The following is a 19,242-nucleotide window of genomic DNA, read 5'->3' on the forward strand; positions in this document are numbered from 1 at the left end:
AACAGTGCCATCGCCTGCATCGGCAGTAGCATCCGTATCAACAGTGCCATCGCCTGCATTAGCCGTAGCATCCGTACCAACAGTGCCATCGCCTGCATCGGCAGTAGCATCCGTATCAACAGTGCCATCTCCTGCATTAGCCGTAGCATCCGTATCAACAGTGCTATCTTCTACGTCGGTAGTAGCATCCGTACCAACAGTGTCATCTTCTACGTCGGCAGTAGCATTCGTATCAACAGTGCTATCTTCTCCTGCATCGGCAAGATTAGCGTTTCCGTCTACACTTGTTTCTGGTAAGTTTGAATTGTCTGTGGATGGATTAGCTAATTTAGATGCGATCGCTATTGCGCTAGCAGTCGATAAAGAACCGATTCTGTTGGTAATTACTTCTTCTCCCCCTTGTGAGGTAGCAAAACCTAAAAATGCTTCGGTAGGTTCGGTGGGTTCGCCTTGATAGACTAGATAGAAAGGTTGAGAGAAGGGATATCTTTCATCATCTGGTTGAGTCTGGTGCATGGTTACTATCTTGATATCATCTCTATCGATGACATCATTAGCAACTGCATAACCAATACCATTCGTTCCCAGTTTGGAAATGGCATTATCTAAACTGTCTTCTTCCAGTTGAGTTGTATTTGCACCAGTAATAAATTCACTCTCTTGAAAGACTGGGTAACTGGGAAAAGCTTGTCTAGTATCGTTGGTATCGGGTAAATCTACTAGATTTATCGTCCCAGGATTTCCTCCTATTTCCGACCAATCAGTAATTTCACCTCTAAAAATTTGAGCAAATTGGGAGATGGTTAAATTTCCGTTGAAAGGATTGTCTTTAGAGATGACAATGGCAATTTTTTCTCTACTAATAGGTACTGCAATTAAGCCCTTTTGTCTCTCGGTTGCAGTCAGGTTTCGACCAATTCCAACTAAGTCTACTTGACCTTCGGATAAGCTTTGAAGAGCAGCTTCGGAACTTTGAGTTTCAATGTTGACCTGAGCTTGGGGATATTTTTCTATAAAACTTTCTTTTAAACTTTGATTAATACTGCTAGTACTATTAGAAGTTGCAATTTTTACTGTTGCCTCGGCGGGTAATTCATCGGGAAGATTAAAAGTCGTGGGCGTTACGTCAGCTTGAGCTAATAAAAAAGCTTTAGCAGGTTGAGACACTCCAACTAAAGCCAACATTACTGCTGCCAAGGTAACTAGGGAATTATGTGTTTTGTGTAACATTTCAGGCTAGATTATATCTGATTATTTGGGAGTTAATTATATAAGGTAGATAACTGAAATTAGGCTCTAAGTTATCTTGTTTTAAGTATTATGAGAGAGTGAAAATACCTAGATTTGCATAAGTTCACACATATTATCAAAAACGCCAGTTCATTTCTATGAAGATCTCTGGAAAACTATCTCGTAGTCAAAAAATTTGTCAAAACAACATTTACTTAACAAACAAAAGATACAAATTTGACAAATATTGATAATTACCTATGCAGAATTAATTACACATTTTATTTCCCCTATTCCCTATCCAAACTATTTAATTAAATTTGCATGACTATTTATTAAAAATGATCGCACCACTATAAATTACGATCGGCTACCTGCAGCCTTAAACTTGATCGAGAATTTATCCGATTTAATACTTTAGTTTTAACTGACTTACCTTCTTAGAGTTGAAAAACATCAAGGGTCTAAATAATAACCTCAAAAGAATGACTAGAGATTGCAACTCATTAGGAGTATATTTTTTTTGCCATCTATGGGGAGTGCAATAAAGCATTTTGACTAATTCTCGATGTTGTTCGGTAGTTAACTGCTGAAATTTGACAATAGCTGTTAAAAAATCATCTTGAATATAGCTACGAGTCACTTTTCCTGGAATAATTAGGGTTTCTGGTAATAGTTCGACGAATAATTGCGTGTTCAAGCTAGCATTTTGATCGACAATTATCTCTACCCCTTCTTCAGAAATTTTTTGGGTGATACTTTGGTAGGTAAAGCGATCGCTATAAATATTTATTTCTTTTTTGATGCTAAACCATTCATAAAAGCTGGACTTGGGTAAATCCAAGAGAGTTATCATCGCTACGCTAATGGTAAGTAAATTGTAGCTACTCCAATATAATCCTAAGTTAAATCCACTGCTGGGAGGAGCAAATAAACTAACGCTAAAGCTAATTACAGTAATGACAAAAAATACAGTCATCGGTAATGCCAGAGACCAATTATAGTTAAATTTATCCCTAAACGTACCTTTGGGAGTAACTTTAAAACCCTTCCCAAAAGGATTGAACATAACTTCGACAACCGTCATAAATACGGGAATTGTTTGAATTAAAGAATATACATCTGACAACAATACAGATCGCGATCGCTTGTTTAACCAAGCAAACATAGTCACCTGCATCATGTAGTAGGGCAAAAAGACATAAGCCAATTCTGAAGAACTGCTTAATACTGGATTTAACCGACCAAAAATACAAATTACGGGAACAATTAAAAAGAAAACCCGAGGAATACAGCTAAACCAGTGCAAAATTCCGTCTAAGTGACCCAATCTTTGCCACAAACTCAAACCAGGAATAGTTAAAGGATTGGATTTGATAAAGAGAGCCTGCAAAGTTCCTCGCACCCAACGCAATCGCTGTTCGATGTGAGCGCCAATGCTTTCGGCTGCTAAACCCGCACTAAGTTTTTCATCTAGATAGACTAGTTCGTAGCCTTGAGCCGATAGTCTAATTCCAGTGAAATAGTCTTCGCTAACAGACTCGGTAGAAAAATAACCAATTTCTCTTAATGCTTTGCGTCTGGCAATAAATGATGTTCCCGCACAAACTACACTACCCGCACCATCTTTGATTGGCTGCAAGTGACGATAAAAAACTTCTTCTTCTGCGGTTAGAACATTTTGTAAGCCTAAATTGTGAGCAATAGGGTCTGAATTATAAAAACTCTGTGGCGTTTGGACTAAAGCTATTTTATCTTTTTGAAAAAAGCCAATCGTACGTTCTAAAAAGTTACTTGTGGGTATAAAATCCGCATCAAAAACTACAACTAACTCTCCATGAGTTTGTTTGAGAGCATTATTTAAGTTTCCAGCTTTAGCAAAAGAATTATCCAGTCTAGTAATGTAATTACAACCCAACTCTTGGGCTAATTTTGCCACACTTTGCCTTCTTGTATCGTCCAACAAATAAATTTTCTTGTTATCATAATTTATTGCTTGGCAACCAATTATTGTCCGCTTGAGAATAAAATCTGGCTCGTTATAAGTAGGAATTAGAATATCAACCGAGGGACAATAATTATTTCTCTTAGCAGAAATAGCATATTCATCTGCTTCGCGGTCTCTTTTTCTTACTGTTAGCAATAGCAGCATTTGTAAAGCACTACCGCCCATTGCTAATAGCTCCATGGAAAATAGCGTCAAGCTAAATATACCTTCTACTGGAGTAGCTAAATTTAATGTAGAAAGAGATCTCCACAAAAAATAACGTAAAAACAGGGTGAATAAAATTGTCGCTATCAAACGCCGAGAGAAGGTGTTTGGTTCGGGAGATAGTTTAATTACAATCTGCGCCAAAATAAATAATATTATTGTGGGAGCTAACAAATAATAATCATTACTGACTTGAGGTGGCATCAGCCAATTAGGTGGATTGGTTTGAACTAAATGTAGCTGGACAAACAATTCGGTAACGTGACTATTCCCCAACAGCCATGAGATAGCAATCGCTCCTGCAAAACCCAATACAGATAAAACCACCAAGGTTGCACGATGCAAAGGAAATCTTTTGATAGATTTTCTCTGAAAATAAATTCTTCTGTTAGACTCCGATCCTGGCTTGATAGTTTGCATTATTGATATGTAGGAGTGATTATACCTATCTAAGTAGAGCCAGCTTAACAAAACATATGTAAATTTCTCGTTAACACAAATTGTTTGTATCTCAAGTTATGGTAGAAAACATCTGACGATCGAGATTCCTAGTTAAAATAGTATTTTTGATTTTGAATTTTAAAAAATATAAATTAGCTTGGGATTGAAAAAATATACCGATTTATCGACAAAAGACAACAATCAATATTTTTGGGGATATGTGATTAGCTGTAAGGGAATAAAAATCATGAGTTCTTAATATTTGTAATTTAGATTGTTTTCTAAAACGATCGTGTTTTAAATTCCCCATCAAGTCTTTTATTGAATATTGAGCGACCAATCGTAGTCCAAGTACTTAACTTTGTAGTCGTTTTGCTCTAAAAATTGCCTATCTTGAGAGGTTAATTTACTACTAAAATAGTTCAAAACTGCTCTCTGTTGTTTGTTACCCTGAAATTTATCATCTACACCATAGGTCTTAATAAAGTCTTTGCCATACCATTTAAAAATAGAAGATAAAAGTACTCGATTTTTAGCTCGATCGATACTAAAACCATGAATACTATCGGCAAACCTAGCAGTTTGATCGTCTAATTGAGCATCCAACTGTTCGGGTAGATAAGGTTCTTGGCGTAAAGGAGGACAACTGATTGCAGCGCACACTAATGCTACATGAATTCTCGGTTCGTTAAAATCCTTGCGTAAAATATCGTGTTCGATATTATCTAAAGTTTTTTCTTCCCCTGCCAAATTGAACTTGCGTCGATTCCAGACTCCTCGAATATCTCGAATACTATCAACTAGAGGATCGCGATCGATAATCGATTGAAGAGTAAAAGCATTATAAGCATTGCTCAAAAAGGCAATTTGTTCGGCTTCACTCCACGAAGCATAGGTTTCAGGAGACACTTCTCCAAGAGATTGATTAAAACGATCTAGTTGCTCTCTATTTGCTTGTAAACCAACATAATCAACCAAGCCCATATCGTCTACATAGGTTTGTAAGACTTCAGCATAATCTTGGTAATCGAAAGATGAATTAGCCGCAACCTCCACTGTCACTTCTGTGGATAATCTTACAGGTTCAAATTTTGGCAAGGAATTTGCTAGCTTGCCATAGTTCAAGACTGCGATCGCACTTAAAATACCAATAGATAAAATAGTTTTATTCATAATCTTCAGCAAAATTTTTTCTAGACAAATACCAAATAAACAGACTAAAGTGAGTTTTTTATGAGAAGAACGTTAAAATTAGCCTTTTGGATGAATATATATAAAGAGAAATAAGAAAAATGAAAGGTAGTTTGCTTTTTTGTATGTCAGATTGATTATCAAAGATCCTATTATCGGCTTTTAAAATTCACTTTTTTTTGAGCCTTAACCTTAAATTAAGAAATAATTATAGAGTTTAAGTTAAAGTAGAGTATATTGTATTTCAAAAACTCGTTTTCCCTTATGTAAGTTTTCTGCTACTATTAATTATGAATGTATATCTATTTGTAACTATATTATTTGTTTGATGGATAAATACGTTACAGAAACGAAATGGGATACTTGTCTCAAGAATTAGTTGATTGAGAATAAGAATATTTTTATAAAGTAAAAAAAAGCAAACTGTTGCTTGGATAAAATCTGTTATTAAATCTGTTGGTATCTTATAAATTTTATTCTATTAAATGAGGAGTGCTACCAAAAAACAAATTGTGATTTGACATTCTTATAATGTAAATTATATTAATTTTATTGCAACTTAAAGTCCGATTAAAGCTACAAGTTACTATGGTGTTTGTTGGTTTTAAACAAATCAATCTATCACCGAAGAGTATCGCTATATTTGGTAAAACTGTTAATCGATTGAGTACCCACGCATTATTTTTGTAAAATAGTACCAAAATAAGCAGATAATTATTAGTTTTAACCTTTATTATCTAGTTTTTTTATTTTAAAATGCAAGACAATTCAAGTAAACAGTTACTTTTAATCGACAATTGCGAAACAATCGATTTAATCAAAAAAGCCGATCCCGAAGCATCAATTATTCTAGATTTTGATGAAACTTTACTATTAAGAAACTCGACTGCTGAATATTTAGATAGCCTGCGTCCTCGTCTATTAGGCTTGCTTTTAATCAAAATTCTAGGTGTTATTAAACCTTGGCTATGGCTACCCAAACCATTTAGAGGTAGTGAAATTAGAGATTGGTTTGTCGTAGTAATTCCGACAATATTATTACCTTGGACAATATTCTTGTGGCAGATTAAAGCCAAAAAGATAGCCGAATTATATACCAATCAAGAATTGGCTGCAGCCGTACAAAAAAACTCTAATTCAACCGTAATTATTGCGACTTTGGGATTTAACTTTATTATTAATCCAATTCTCAAGCACATTCCTATAAAAAGCGATCTATTAATTGGTTGTCGGTTTTGGCAAGGTGCAAAAGATCGAGGTGAAGGTAAACTGTCAATGACTCAAGATAATTTACCAAAATCTGCGATAGAATCGGCAATTTTCGTAACAGATTCTTATGACGATCTTCCCTTACTGAAAATAGTAGATCGACCCTGTTTAGTAATCTGGAAAAAAGCCAAATATATTCCTCCACTCAAAGATGTATATTTACCATTTTTTTACTTGGAAAAAGTGAAAAGAATTGGTGAAAAATATACATTAAAAGTCATTCTTTGGGACGATCTACCAATTCTACTTCTGGCATTTTCTTGGCAAGCAAATAATCCATTACTACATGGAATTAGCATGGTCTTTTTGTTAATTTCTTTCTGGTCTATTTATGAATTAGGATATTATGAAAACGATCGCGTAGCCGAAAAATACGAAGAAAAACCAAAGTTATCCATTACTTATCATATCCACAAGCAAATGATGGAAACTTGGTATCCTTGGTTTTGGTCTTTATTATTTGGTGCAATTGGAGTAATTTTACTCAAGCAATCCCTAGGAATCGAACTATTGTATGGAAACTATCCAGTTGGGGAAAGTTTTAGCTTGCAGAATTTATTGTTATTGCCCTATTTATCTTGGTTGGGATTTTTGCTATCTTCCAGAATTTGTTTTGGATTTATAACCATTTAAACAAACATACTCGTACTTGGTTATATCTGTTGCTTCAATCTTTTCGTTACTATGGATTTCTCATATTAACTGCTACCAATTTTATTGGCACGAGTCTCTTATCCAGTCATATTCTTTCGCGGAGCATTCTTTATGTAGTTTATCGCTACTCTGGAGGCAATGCGGATAATTGGCCCAAACAAGTACCAGAAAAACTTTTGCGTTGGTTGATTTTTATTTTTCTTCTCAGCGCGATCGCTTTTGGCAGTCAAAATTTACAGTTGTGGCAAGATTGGCAGACTTGGGCGATTATGGCATGGTGCTTGATTCAGGGACAAGGACAAATCAGAAGAATGCTCTCTCAGGTTAAACCTGTCTTTGAAGATGGCTCTAATAATGTCAAACCAGCCACTAAATAATAATTAAAACCCTCGGAATCGATCGCGACAGCGAGGACAAGTCTGAAGCTTGATCGAGGGTCGAGCTATGATTGACATAGTACAAAAATTCAATAATTAAAATTGACGAACCATAATGAAAAAGCAACGATTTCTAGGTAAAGTGGCTAGCCACGCTATAGCACTTTTTTTAGGAGTCATTTTGACTTTTAGCTCGATCGGGGTAATGTCTTCTAATGCAGATATGTTATCTTCCGAATCTAAGATTAATCCTAATCAAAATCCTATTGCCTTAAAAACCGAAACAGAACTTGAAGCATCAGTACCTACAGCCAAAGCCTCAACTAGTTTTGTGGCAGCAGCAGTTCAAAAAACAGGCCCAGCAGTAGTTAGAATCGATACAGAAAAAACAGTTGCCACTAGAGTCGAACCATTTTTTGACGATCCTTTTTTCCGCGATTTTTTTGGCGATCGCTTTAGCCAACAAATGCCCAGAGAAAGACAAGTAAGGGGACAAGGTTCGGGATTTATTACGGAAAAAAGCGGTATCATTTACACCAACGCCCATGTAGTTAGTGGTGCGGATAAAGTAACCGTAACTCTCAAAGACGGTCGAGAATTCGAGGGAGTTGTCAAAGGTACTGACGAAGTTACCGACCTAGCAGTAGTTAAAATTGATGCTAGGGGAGTAGACTTGCCCGTTGCCCCATTAGGCAATTCCAGTAATATTCAAGTAGGAGATTGGGCGATCGCGGTGGGTAATCCCGTTGGCTTAAATAATACCGTTACCCTAGGAATTATTAGTACTTTAACTCGTTCTTCTGCCCAAGTTGGTATTCCCGACAAGCGGATTGATTTTTTGCAAACCGATGCAGCCATTAACCCTGGAAACTCTGGAGGACCTCTTTTAAATCAAGAGGGAGAAGTAATCGGCATTAATACTGCTATTCGCCCCGACGCTAATGGTATTGGTTTTGCTATCCCGATTGATAAAGCCAGAACTATTACCAAAACCCTAGCAGCGGGCAAACAAGTACCCCATCCCTATATTGGCGTACAAATGCGGACTCTCACTCCTGAATTTGCCCAGCGCAGTAATAGTAACCCTAATTCCCCTTTTATTATTCCTGAAGTTGAAGGAGTTTTAATAGTTAGAGTTTTACCCGACACTCCCGCTGAAGCAGCAGGTTTGCGGATTGGTGATGTAATTACTGCCATTGACGGTCAATCGATTACCGATGCAGGTCAATTACAGTCGGTAGTTGATAGTAGTGGTCTGAATCAAAGTTTGAACTTTACGGTCATGCGGGGCGATCGCACTTTGAAATTGAGAGTTGTTACTACTCAATTAAGGAATATTTCTTAGAACTACATTTAAACACAGTTTCCCAAGTTACAGGCGATCGAATCAGCATCTTGTTCGATCGCTTTATCGATCTGGGAAGGATAAGGAAAAATAACTCACAAAATAATCCAATGAAATACCAAAGATGCAGACCTGAAAAAAGAGTTTATCGCAACTTAGCATTAGGAATACTAACTTTTATAATTTTTGCCACAGTCTTACCAGTAATTAATACTATTAATTATTAAGATAAATTTGTCTATGTAGGAGTCAAGATGCAAACTAGCGATCGCAATGTTAATTCAATTAATAATCTTCCTTTAATCCGATCTCGTACTGCCTCGGTAAGCAGAAAGACGGGAGAAACCGATGTGAAAGTCGAGCTAAACATTGACGGTACGGGAAAATGTACTGCGGATACGGGGATTCCTTTTTTAGATCATATGCTCCATCAGATTTCTTCTCATGGCTTAATAGATCTTAACGTTAAAGCTACAGGAGATATTGAAATTGACGATCACCACACTAACGAAGATGTGGGAATTACTTTGGGAATGGCACTAGCTCAAGCTTTAGGCGATCGCAAGGGAATAATTCGTTTCGGTCATTTCGTTGCTCCCCTCGACGAGTCTTTAGTACAGGTAGCTCTAGATTTTTCAGGTAGACCTCATCTTAGTTATGGCTTAGAAATTCCAACCCAAAGAGTCGGTACTTACGATACCCAATTAGTTAGAGAGTTTTTTGTGGCGGTGGTCAATCATTCTCAAATGACTTTGCACATTCGTCAATTGGACGGGATTAATTCTCACCATATAATTGAAGCAACATTTAAAGCCTTTGCTCGCGCTATACGAATGGCTACAGAAGTCGATTCCCGTCGTGCTGGTACAATTCCAAGTTCTAAAGGAGTCCTCTAAGAGATGACGGGGTGACTGGGTGACTGGGAGACTGGGGGGTTAGAAGAAGTAACAACTGACTACTAATAACTAACCATCAAGTAATGATAAATGTTCAATGTTCAATTGTTTAATGACCATGTGGGTTAAAGTTCAGAATGGAGATTTGGCGATCGATGCTTATTTAGCACAACCTCAAGCATCGGGGGTTTATCCTGGGGTGATTGTGATTCAGGAGATCTTTGGCGTAAACCAACATATTCGAGATATTACTGAAAGATTGGCAGCAGAGGGCTATGTTGCGATCGCGCCAGCTATTTATCAGCGTCAAGCACCAGGGTTTGAAGTGGGTTATAGTGATGAAGAGGTCAAGCAAGGTAGAGAATATAAAGTTAAAACTCAAGCTAGAGAATTACTTAGCGATATTCAGGCAACCATCGATTATTTATACAGTTTGCCAGCAGTCAAGCAAGAAGGCGTAGGCACGATTGGTTTTTGTTTTGGGGGTCATGTGGTTTATCTGGCAGCCACTCTCGAACGGGTGGTAGCAACGGCATCTTTCTATGGGGCGCAAATTGCAACTTGGTGTCCTGGAGAATCGCAACCGACGATCGAGCGCACTCAAGATATAAAAGGTACGCTTTACGCTTTCTTCGGTACGGAAGATCCTCTGATTCCTAACGAACAAACAGATTTAATTGAAGCAGAATTAAAAAAACATAATATTTCCCACCAAGTTTTCCGCTATGAAGGTGCAACTCATGGGTTTATGTGCGATCGTCGTCAAAGTTACGACTCATCTACCGCTCAAGATGCTTGGCGAGAAGTGCTAAACTTGTTTAGCCAAAACTTATAAATCGGGAAAAGTGAACTAAAATTTAGTTTAGATTTGCTCGAACCGTTACCATATATTATTCACATTACCTATGTCTGACTCAACATCCTCTTCCAATCCCGCTCAAGCCTTCTCTAGGTCAGATTTTGAGAGTGCCCTACAAAAATATGACTATGAATTTGTTAAGGGGCAAAAAGTTAAGGGAACGGTAGTTCAAATTGACTCTAACGGAGCGTATGTTGATATTGGCGGAAAATCTCCAGGTTTTGTACCCACCAATGAGGCTGCCTTGGGTTTTGTGGATAACTTAGAAAACATTTTGCCCGTTGGAGAAACCAGAGAATTTTTGATTATTCGCGAACAAGATTCCGAAGGACAAGTTACTCTATCTTTACGCCAATTAGCTTTAGATGAAGCTTGGGCGGATATCAAAGAAATGGCAGAGACGGGAAAGTCTACTCAAATACGCATTACCGGTGCTAATAAAGGAGGTGTAACGGGAGAGGTAGCAGGTTTGAGGGCATTTATACCCCGCTCTCATCTCCAGCAGCGAGATAACCTAGAATCTCTTGTAGGACAACTTTTAACTGCTACTTTTCTGGAGGTAAATCAGCAGAACCGTAAATTAGTTTTATCTCAACGAGATGCAATGCGTGCTGTGGCGATGAACAGCATTACAGAAGGAGAATTAATGCCTGGTAGAGTTGTTAATATTAAACCCTATGGTGTTTTTGTCGATCTACAGGGAGCGACGGGTTTATTGCATATCAAAGAAATTAGTGGCGCGAGAGTTGAATCTCTCAATGCCATCTTTGAAGTAGGACAAGAAATAAAAGTTGCGATCAAACAAATTGATGAGTATCAAAATCGGATGTCTCTCTCGATTAAAGCTCTAGAAGAATATCCAGGGGAGAATATCGAAAAACTAGAACAAGTAATGGCAAATGCCGAAGAGAGATGGGAAAAGGCTAAAAATGCCCCCGAATCTCAGTCAAAATCAAAATCTGAAGCAGAAGCAACTACAGAGTAAAATGAGTCCAAATGAGGGATAAATAAATTATGAGGGATGAGGAAAGTGTCGCTTGAAAGCGTTGATTTATCTCCTTGTCCCCTTGTCCCTCAATCATATCTAAAGAACGACGATTAATTCTTGAACCACTTCTCCTTCGGAGTCGGTTAATTTGAGTACGGATAAATTTCCTTCAATGTTTTCGCTATATTCCGAACCAGAGGCGATTGAAGGGTGGAGATCGGATTTTAAAGTTTCTAATTGACAGAATTGTTGGATAGTTAAGTTATTCATGGTTAAATCTTGATAATTACTTTATAGAATCTTTACGATCGCTGTTTTAACCTAACTTAAAATTTTCCCTAACTCTACGATCTCAAACACCTAGAAATGGGATTGCGATCGCACTATTTTGATGTAATATATGCTAATCAAGCTCAGTTCGGATTAAGCTACTGAATATCGATCTAGTTATTAGTTATTCTATTTCCCAAGAATTAATCATTTTTTTCGCCGTATCTAAAAACTTAGAAAATTTAGCTCTTTCTGCTGTATAAATCGCAATATAGACTCGATCGTTTTTAATTGCAAAAGTTTCCATTTGTTTCAATTGCAAGCCATTTTCTTGGCGAGAATAAACTACCATTCGTGCGGGAACTTCTGATATTTTAGTTTTGCGAGCTTGATAGACTTCAACTTGATCGCTTTTGGTTTGTTCGATTCTTTCTAAAACTTCTTGAGTATATTGATCGAGAGTGATAGCTTCGTCAGATAAATACTCAATATTGATATGTAGTTTTTCCAAAAAAAGATCGGAATCAGTTTCTAAAGGAGAAGTGAAAACCACAATTTCACCAGTAATAGGATCGTCTACATCTCGATAAGACCAGGTTTTGGGGTATTTAACTTCAAATTGATAACTATCATTGCGATAAGCAGCGAAGTTACGATAGATATTACGGTTAAGTCCAATAAAGATGATGCCTAAAGCAAATATAAATGGCAAACTTAAAAAAAACCAAATAATTTTTTGACCTAGTTTAGAAGACTTATTAGATCGATTGTTTTCTCGATGGAGATGATGATTTTTTGATTTTAAAGAAGAATTAAAATTAGTAAATATAGGAGGAGGTAAAGTTACTACTTGATGACTAAAGTCTAATTCTTCTAAAATCTCTCCAGCAGATTGATAGCGTTTATCCAAGCTATTACAAACCATTTTATTGAGGATATCTGCTAACTCTGGTCGGATATTAGCTAGGGGTATGCTATCTGAATCGAGGCGATTTTTATCTCCAGGTAATTGGAGCGATTTTACGTTCACTTGTTCTGCTAATTGACCTGTTAAAGCATAGATAATTGTCTTACCAAGACCATAAATGTCGCTACTAAAATTTGGCTTACCTTCTTTTAATTCCCAAGCAGAAAAATCATCGTTAGCAATAGTTTCATATAGTTTCTTGTCAAATAAAATAGCATTTTTGACACTGGCAAAATTAGTGAGAAATTTTTGCCCATTTTGATGCTGAATCAAACTAGAAGGTTGAATATTGAGATGGGTAATATCTGCCTGATGGAGAAAATCCAATAATCCTAAAATTTCTTGCAACCAATTTATTGCTTCATCTTCATTAATTAAAGAATTATTGAGTCTTTGCTCTAAAGTTTCGCCATCAATAAATTCTCTAACTAAAAAAAACTCGCGATCGCATTCAAAAAAATCCAATAGTTGGGGAATTTGTGGGTGTTGAGAAATATTTTTGAGCATATTTCCTTGAGCATTAAATGCTTTCAGGACTCTTTGCCAAGATTGAACCCCCAAAACTTCACTATCATAGTGAGGCTGTAGTCTCTCAATCTGACATTGTAATTTGCCAGTTTGTTTAAAATCTTCTGCTACAAACTGAGTGCTAAAATCATCTCGACTCAACTGTTTAATAATACGATAGCGATCGCGCAGTATTTTCCCAACTATTGACTCCATGCAATTCTAGTTATCCAGATTGACTGCAATTTTACTTAAAATAGGGTTATCAGCGATTAACCAAGACGTTTTGGCTAACTTGATTGTTCCCTTGATAACTCATCCAAACGAGCTAACACTTCTTGAGAATGAATGCTAGGTCTGACACCTAAGAAAATTTCTCGTAAGATTCCCTTGGGATCGATTAAATAAGTGTGTCTTAAAGACATAGCACCCAACCAAGAACCATAGGCTTTACTCACATCTCCTTGAGTATCTGCTAGCAGAGGAAATTTTAGTCCTTCCGCATCGCAAAATTCGGCATGAGAATCGACATCATCAACACTTACTCCCAAAATTTGCGCGTTTCTTGCCTCATATTCTGCAATATCTTGTTGAAAACGTCGAGCTTCTATGGTGCAGCCAGAAGTAAAATCTTGGGGATAAAAATATAAAACAATCCATTTACCTAAGTAATCTCTCAGAGAGATTTCTCCATCTCCCGTATTAGTAGGGAGGATAAATTCTGGTGCGGGTTGGTTAACGGGTGGTTGTTTGCCTCCCATCGCCCAAGCGGTAGAAGTTCCTCCCCAAGAGACTATTAAAGACAAAATAATTGGCAACCAAAATTGAATTGAAAACAAACGTTTCATAATGGACAAAAATATGATTTACTGAACAGTGAGATTAATAAGTAATGTTAAAACCCTAACAAAAATTAACCAGCATAAGTTGATTTTTTGTGGCGCTCGACGAGTTAATTCTTTTAACTGTTTGTTAACATTATTGCCTGCAAGGAAGCGTAAAAACAAGTCTACAAATTATAAGTTATGAGTACAGATTTAATACCACCTCATGGTGGCGAACTGATCGACCGTCTCGCAACATCAGAAGAAAAGCAAGACTTCTTAGCTAAAGCTGATTCTTTACCTAGAGTTCAATTAGATTTAAGAGCTACTTCCGATCTTGTGATGATTGCGATCGGTGGCTTTAGTCCCATCAGTGGCTTCATGGGTAGAGAAGATTACCTAGGAGTTGTGGAAAAAATGCGCTTGGCAAATGGTTTGCCTTGGTCTGTGCCTGTGACTCTCTCCGTTACAGAAGAAGTAGCAGAACCTTTAGAAATAGGCAGTTTAATTCGTTTGGATAATCCCGATGGTAAATTTATCGGAGTATTGCAACTAACTGAAAAATATACCTACGATAAAAAGCAAGAAGCTATTAATGTCTATCGTACTGAGGAAGATGCTCATCCTGGAGTAAAAGTAGTTTACGAACAAGGAGCAATTAATCTAGCTGGGCCAGTTTGGTTGCTAGAAAGAGAAGGTCATCCTCAATTTCCTAAATACCAAATCGATCCCGCAGCATCGAGAGCTTTATTTAAAGAAAGAGGCTGGAGTACTGTAGTTGGCTTCCAAACTCGCAATCCCATCCACCGCGCTCATGAGTACATTATCAAATGTGCTTTAGAAATCGTAGATGGTTTATTCCTTCATCCTTTGGTTGGTGCGACCAAAAGCGACGATATTCCCGCAGATGTAAGGATGCGTTGTTATGAAATTATGATGGAAAACTATTTTCCTCAAGAACGGGTGATTCTAGCGATCAATCCCTCTGCAATGCGCTATGCTGGTCCCAGAGAAGCTATTTTCCACGCTTTGATTCGTAAAAACTATGGTTGTACTCACTTCATCGTCGGTCGCGATCATGCTGGAGTAGGGGATTACTATGGTACTTACGACGCTCAAGAAATCTTTGGTGAGTTTACTGCCGAAGAAATGGGTATTACTCCTCTCAAATTCGAGCATGCTTTCTACTGTACTCGTACCGAACAAATGGCTACAGCTAAAACTAGCCCTGCTAAAAAAGACGAGCGCATCCATTTATCTGGTACTAAAGTAAGAGCTATGCTCAGAGAAGGTAAAACTCCTCCTCCACAATTCTCTCGTCCTAAAGTTGCAGCAGAACTAGCTAAAGCAATGAAAGTTGACTAGTAATTTTTTTTACTGGAATAAAACATTATAATTGGTTACAGATTTGAGGTTTATTAGATAGCCTTGTCTGTAACCTTTTTGATTTTCGGTAACGATCGCGCAATACTCCCGACCCTTGCTTTGATTAATCAACTTTTACAATTCATCTAGGATTGCTACAGTAGCTAATATGGGACTCGACCGCAGAACTTTTCTACAGCAAGCTGGAATGGCTTTGTTTGCCTGGGGAACAACCGAAGTAGGACTCGATTTTCTAGGAAGAAGCAATAACCAACTAGCAGCTTCGATTAAAAACTACCAACAAACTCTAGCTCAATCTACTAATCGCAAATTGGCATTATTGGTGGGCATCAATCGCTATCCTCACCAAGAACACCTTGATGGTTGTCTGACCGATTTAGAATTACAACGAGAATTATTAATTCACCGTTTTGGTTTTAAGCCCCAAGATATTATTACTTTAAGCGATCGCCAGGCGACTAGAGAAAATATTGAAACGGCCTTTGTCGAACATTTGAGCCAGCAAGCCCAAGCGGATGATGTAGTGGTGTTTCACTTTAGCGGTTATGGGGGTCAAATTAAAATGCCCCTCACTTCAGAATTAGCTACTTCTGAAGACCTTAATTCCGTTGAATATAAATTGGTCAATAGTTTAATGCCAGTCGATGGAGTATTGCCATCCAAAAAAACAGAAGTTTTTAATAGCATTCTGCAAGAAACTTTATTGCTGTTGGCTCAATCTTTATCTACTAGTAAATGTACTTTTGTGTTGGATACGAGTTTTAATCTTACCCCCCGCGCCAAACACAGTCATTTTAAAATTCGCTCGGCAACCAAAGTGGCAGAAACTCCTAGCTCTCAAGAATTAATATTTTTGGCAAGTCTGCGAGGGCAACTAGCAGATAAAGGGTTAAAACCGAGCAAAAGACTGCTCTCTTTGCCAGGGGTAGTATTTTCGGCATCGGGCAAAAATCAAATAGCAGTAGAGAGACAATGGGATGGTTTAGTGCGGGATTATTCACCCAAGCCCTGACTCAGCATCTCTGGCAAATTACCCCTAGTAATAAGATGCAAGTCGCCCTAGCTGCCACTGCTGCTACTGTAGAAGGAGTTATGGGCAAGCAACAGCAGCCCACTCTCAATAGTCCCGATAAATCGGCAATCGCCTACTATTTGGCTACCAGCGATCTGCCTCATGCCACAGGAGCGATCGATAAAATTAATAAAAATAATTTGGAAATTAAATTACTGGGTTTGCCAGCTAATATTCTCGATCGCTATGGGGTTAATTCCTGTCTCAGCTTGGCAAGGGAAGATAATTCAACCCCTCAGTTACAAATAAAATCGCGGGATGGTTTGTCGGCAAAAGCTCAACTTCTTGCGCCTACTACTGGGGAATCTCTTCAGGTGGGAGATTTTGTGCGGGAGTCTTTACGAATTTTTAATCGTAACCTTGGTTTGACCTTGGGTTTGGATGCAGACTTGGAAAGAATTGAAAGAGTAGATGCAACCAGTGCTTTGGCTAATATCACGGCTATAGATTCTGCGGTAGTTATTGGAGAACAGAATGCAGATTGTCTTTTAGGTAAGGTAAAAATAGATCGTCCCACAACCGAAGAACGGGATAGTAGTATTTTTAGCTATGGTTTGTATACCGCAGGGGGAAACCTAATCGGTAAAACTTCAGGGACAGATGATGAAGCAGTCAAGATTGCGATCGATCGCCTGCAACCTCATTTTAATAATCTTTTGGCGGTTAAATGGTTGGAGTTAACCAATAATGAATTTTCTTCAAGATTGCCCGTTCGCCTATCTCTAGCTTCGGGAGACGATAATCTTGTTCCCATATCTAGTACAGCTACCTATTTGGCAGAAACACCCCCTGAATCGACTAAAAAGATTAGCTTTCCTAGTAAAAATACCGTGCCTAATACCTCGAATAACCTACCAATTCTAATTAAAGGCTCGAATCTACAATTATCGATCGACAATTTGGGCGATCGCGAATTGTACTTACTATTATTTAGTATTGATACCGACCGCAATCTTGCTGCTCTTCATACTCCTCTTCAATCTAAACAAGAGAATCAAGCCTTACGACTAATAGATCTAACCATCTCTCCCAACAGCAAATTAGCCATTCCAACTGTAAATGATTCTTGGCAGTGGAAAGTTCCCGACTCGATTGGGATTAATACTCTCTATGCAATATTATCCCCTCAGCCCTTTAATAAAACTCTGATAGCCTTGGCTACTCAGGAGAGTTTTCCTTTAGATCGACAACAAATACTCAATGTCACTAATGGGATCGCTGTAATTAAATCTGTGCTGGAAGATTTACACGCTGCTAGTGCTGTATCGGAGAATTTAGTTGCTAACAAAAATGATGTTTATGCCTTGGATGTCAATAGTTGGGCAAGCTTGAGCTTTGTTTATGAAATTAATAATGGTTGATTGTTCCTCGATCGCAAATAAATAATAAACGTGAAATTCGATCTGGTTATTTTATCTAATGGACCTGGAGAAGTAGCTACTTGGGTACGCCCTGTGGTTAAATGTTTGCGCCAACAATTGGGAGATTTTAATGAAATGGTGCGAATTTCAATTTTGTTATCTCCTTGTCCTCACGGTACGGGTAAAGAGGCGGATATTGCATTAGGCTATCCCGAAGTGGATCGAGTTTTGCCTCCTGGGAACTTCTTCAGTTTTTTACTTTGGGGAAAAACTCCCAGTAATTGGCAATGGAGCGATCGCGGAATGGTCGTTTTTTTGGGGGGAGATCAATTTTACACTGTCGTCATCTCGAAAAGATTGAATTATTCCAGTTTGATTTATGCCGAATGGGAGGCTCGCTGGTATCGTTTGATCGATTATTTTGCTGCCACCAACCAACGGTTAGTCGATAAAGTATCTCCAGCCTATCACCATAAGTTCTCTATAGTAGGAGATTTAATGGCAGATACGGTCTTAGAAGTAGGAGAAAAACCAATCAAATCAGCAGGAACTAAAATCGGTTTACTAGTGGGTTCTAAACCCGCCAAACTCTCTCAAGGAGTACCTTTGTGTCTGGCGATCGCCGAATCTTTAGCTAAAAAATTACCCGACGTGGAATTTATCATTCCCCTCGCACCTACTGTAGATTTAGTCACTTTAAGCAAATATGCAAAACAAGCCACCAATCCTTTAGTAGCAGCCATGGGAAAAGTAGAAGGAGAACTGAAAACTTTATTAGGCAACAATTATCTAGTTACTTCGGGTGGTACTAAAATTAGAATTATTGCCGAATTCCCCGCCTATCAAAACTTAATTGAATGTCAGCTATGCCTGACTACTGTAGGGGCTAACACTGCCGAATTAACCTCTTTGGCTATTCCCATGATTGTCCTCTTGCCTACCCAACAACTAGATGCCATGCGTTCTTGGGATGGACTGCCAGGAATTTTAGCCAATTTACCAGGAGTGGGTACAGCTTTAGCCAAACTAATCAATTGGTTGGTCTTAAAACAAGGACGTTTATTTGCCTGGCCTAACATTTGGGCGGGTCGAGAAATTGTTCCCGAATTGGTGGGTAAATTGTCAGCCGAAGATGTTGCCGATTTAGTTATTGATTATTTAGACAATCCCTTAAAACTCCAAACTGCGATCGATAATTTAATCTCAGTTAGAGGAAAAACTGGTGCGGTCAAAAAGATTGCAGATATAATAGAAGGGGAAATAAAAAAAACTTGATCCCTAGCGCTCGGCGTAAGTTTTGATTAGCTAGCTCTTAGGCATTGCATCTACGATTCAGTCTCGAACTTATTAGCTGAAAGCCGAAAGCTCTAAAATGACTTAAAACTTAACACAA

At 38.0% G+C, this 19,242-nt stretch carries 16 protein-coding genes; 10 read left to right on the forward strand and 6 right to left on the reverse strand.

The window, feature by feature from the left end; genetic code table 11:
* From AC33VI_RS17130 to AC33VI_RS17140, 3 genes are all read right to left on the reverse strand, one after another.
* The coding region (locus AC33VI_RS17130; protein WP_491783475.1) for a substrate-binding domain-containing protein at window positions 1-1,230 on the reverse strand (1,230 nt) is incomplete at its 3' end.
* Window positions 1,231-1,639: 409 nt separating this feature from the next.
* Window positions 1,640-3,862: a glycosyltransferase family 2 protein gene (locus AC33VI_RS17135; protein ID WP_491783476.1), complete on the reverse strand. Its 2,223-nt coding sequence runs from the start codon at window positions 3,860-3,862 to the stop codon at window positions 1,640-1,642.
* A 339-nt stretch (window positions 3,863-4,201) separates the two neighbouring features.
* Window positions 4,202-5,056, reverse strand: a complete 855-nt coding sequence (locus tag AC33VI_RS17140) for a DUF547 domain-containing protein (RefSeq protein ID WP_491783477.1) — start codon at window positions 5,054-5,056, stop codon at window positions 4,202-4,204.
* A 774-nt stretch (window positions 5,057-5,830) separates the two neighbouring features.
* On the opposite strand from AC33VI_RS17140, the gene AC33VI_RS17145 reads away from it, so the two are divergent.
* The 6 genes from AC33VI_RS17145 to AC33VI_RS17170 all read left to right on the forward strand — a co-directional run bounded on the left by AC33VI_RS17145 (window position 5,831) and on the right by AC33VI_RS17170 (window position 11,459).
* Window positions 5,831-6,976: a haloacid dehalogenase-like hydrolase gene (locus AC33VI_RS17145; RefSeq protein WP_491783478.1), complete on the forward strand. Its 1,146-nt coding sequence runs from the start codon at window positions 5,831-5,833 to the stop codon at window positions 6,974-6,976.
* 29 nt (window positions 6,977-7,005) lie between these two features.
* Window positions 7,006-7,374 (forward strand): hypothetical protein, encoded by a 369-nt coding sequence (locus AC33VI_RS17150; RefSeq protein ID WP_491783479.1) that lies wholly within the window; start codon window positions 7,006-7,008, stop codon window positions 7,372-7,374.
* A gap of 115 nt (window positions 7,375-7,489) precedes the next feature.
* Complete coding sequence (locus AC33VI_RS17155) at window positions 7,490-8,719, forward strand: HhoA/HhoB/HtrA family serine endopeptidase (protein ID WP_491783480.1); 1,230 nt, start codon at window positions 7,490-7,492, stop codon at window positions 8,717-8,719.
* A 254-nt stretch (window positions 8,720-8,973) separates the two neighbouring features.
* Window positions 8,974-9,615: an imidazoleglycerol-phosphate dehydratase HisB gene (gene hisB / locus AC33VI_RS17160; protein ID WP_491783481.1), complete on the forward strand. Its 642-nt coding sequence runs from the start codon at window positions 8,974-8,976 to the stop codon at window positions 9,613-9,615.
* 97 nt (window positions 9,616-9,712) lie between these two features.
* On the forward strand, window positions 9,713-10,450 hold the full coding sequence (locus AC33VI_RS17165) for a dienelactone hydrolase family protein (protein WP_491783482.1): 738 nt from the start codon (window positions 9,713-9,715) through the stop codon (window positions 10,448-10,450).
* Window positions 10,451-10,520: 70 nt separating this feature from the next.
* Window positions 10,521-11,459, forward strand: coding sequence for a S1 RNA-binding domain-containing protein (locus tag AC33VI_RS17170; RefSeq protein WP_491783483.1), 939 nt, complete (start codon window positions 10,521-10,523; stop codon window positions 11,457-11,459).
* A 99-nt stretch (window positions 11,460-11,558) separates the two neighbouring features.
* Here AC33VI_RS17170 and AC33VI_RS17175 read toward each other — a convergent pair whose 3' ends face one another.
* The 3 genes from AC33VI_RS17175 to AC33VI_RS17185 all read right to left on the reverse strand — a co-directional run bounded on the left by AC33VI_RS17175 (window position 11,559) and on the right by AC33VI_RS17185 (window position 14,054).
* Entirely contained in the window at window positions 11,559-11,732 is a 174-nt protein-coding gene (locus AC33VI_RS17175) for a hypothetical protein (protein ID WP_491783484.1), read from the reverse strand.
* A 184-nt stretch (window positions 11,733-11,916) separates the two neighbouring features.
* A complete protein-coding gene (locus AC33VI_RS17180) occupies window positions 11,917-13,422 on the reverse strand; it encodes a serine/threonine protein kinase (RefSeq protein WP_491783485.1) in 1,506 nt (501 codons plus the stop codon).
* 74 nt (window positions 13,423-13,496) lie between these two features.
* The gene (locus AC33VI_RS17185; RefSeq protein ID WP_491783486.1) at window positions 13,497-14,054 is read right to left on the reverse strand and encodes a peroxiredoxin; all 558 of its coding nucleotides are present in this window, start codon (window positions 14,052-14,054) and stop codon (window positions 13,497-13,499) included.
* A gap of 177 nt (window positions 14,055-14,231) precedes the next feature.
* Here AC33VI_RS17185 and sat point away from each other — a divergent pair, with 177 nt between their 5' ends.
* The 4 genes from sat to AC33VI_RS17205 all read left to right on the forward strand — a co-directional run bounded on the left by sat (window position 14,232) and on the right by AC33VI_RS17205 (window position 19,124).
* Complete coding sequence (sat, locus tag AC33VI_RS17190; RefSeq protein WP_491783487.1) at window positions 14,232-15,395, forward strand: sulfate adenylyltransferase; 1,164 nt, start codon at window positions 14,232-14,234, stop codon at window positions 15,393-15,395.
* A 169-nt stretch (window positions 15,396-15,564) separates the two neighbouring features.
* Window positions 15,565-16,428, forward strand: a complete 864-nt coding sequence (locus AC33VI_RS17195) for a caspase family protein (protein WP_491783488.1) — start codon at window positions 15,565-15,567, stop codon at window positions 16,426-16,428.
* Entirely contained in the window at window positions 16,389-17,849 is a 1,461-nt protein-coding gene (locus AC33VI_RS17200) for a hypothetical protein (protein ID WP_491783489.1), read from the forward strand. Before AC33VI_RS17195 ends, AC33VI_RS17200 begins: the two co-directional genes overlap by 40 nt.
* Before the next feature lie 30 nt (window positions 17,850-17,879).
* Entirely contained in the window at window positions 17,880-19,124 is a 1,245-nt protein-coding gene (locus AC33VI_RS17205; protein WP_491783490.1) for a glycosyltransferase family protein, read from the forward strand.
* Window positions 19,125-19,242 lie beyond the last annotated feature (118 nt).

Source organism: Waterburya sp. (assembly GCF_058530065.1).

Coding starts and splice junctions, on each gene's coding strand:
- AC33VI_RS17135 (WP_491783476.1), bottom strand. CDS start 3,862: ATGCAAACTATCAAGCCAGGATCGGAGTCTAACAGAAGAATTTATTTT.
- AC33VI_RS17140 (WP_491783477.1), bottom strand. CDS start 5,056: ATGAATAAAACTATTTTATCTATTGGTATTTTAAGTGCGATCGCAGTC.
- AC33VI_RS17145 (WP_491783478.1), top strand. CDS start 5,831: ATGCAAGACAATTCAAGTAAACAGTTACTTTTAATCGACAATTGCGAA.
- AC33VI_RS17155 (WP_491783480.1), top strand. CDS start 7,490: ATGAAAAAGCAACGATTTCTAGGTAAAGTGGCTAGCCACGCTATAGCA.
- hisB (WP_491783481.1), top strand. CDS start 8,974: ATGCAAACTAGCGATCGCAATGTTAATTCAATTAATAATCTTCCTTTA.
- AC33VI_RS17165 (WP_491783482.1), top strand. CDS start 9,713: ATGTTCAATTGTTTAATGACCATGTGGGTTAAAGTTCAGAATGGAGAT.
- AC33VI_RS17170 (WP_491783483.1), top strand. CDS start 10,521: ATGTCTGACTCAACATCCTCTTCCAATCCCGCTCAAGCCTTCTCTAGG.
- AC33VI_RS17175 (WP_491783484.1), bottom strand. CDS start 11,732: ATGAATAACTTAACTATCCAACAATTCTGTCAATTAGAAACTTTAAAA.
- AC33VI_RS17180 (WP_491783485.1), bottom strand. CDS start 13,422: ATGGAGTCAATAGTTGGGAAAATACTGCGCGATCGCTATCGTATTATT.
- AC33VI_RS17185 (WP_491783486.1), bottom strand. CDS start 14,054: ATGAAACGTTTGTTTTCAATTCAATTTTGGTTGCCAATTATTTTGTCT.
- sat (WP_491783487.1), top strand. CDS start 14,232: ATGAGTACAGATTTAATACCACCTCATGGTGGCGAACTGATCGACCGT.
- AC33VI_RS17195 (WP_491783488.1), top strand. CDS start 15,565: ATGGGACTCGACCGCAGAACTTTTCTACAGCAAGCTGGAATGGCTTTG.
- AC33VI_RS17200 (WP_491783489.1), top strand. CDS start 16,389: ATGGGATGGTTTAGTGCGGGATTATTCACCCAAGCCCTGACTCAGCAT.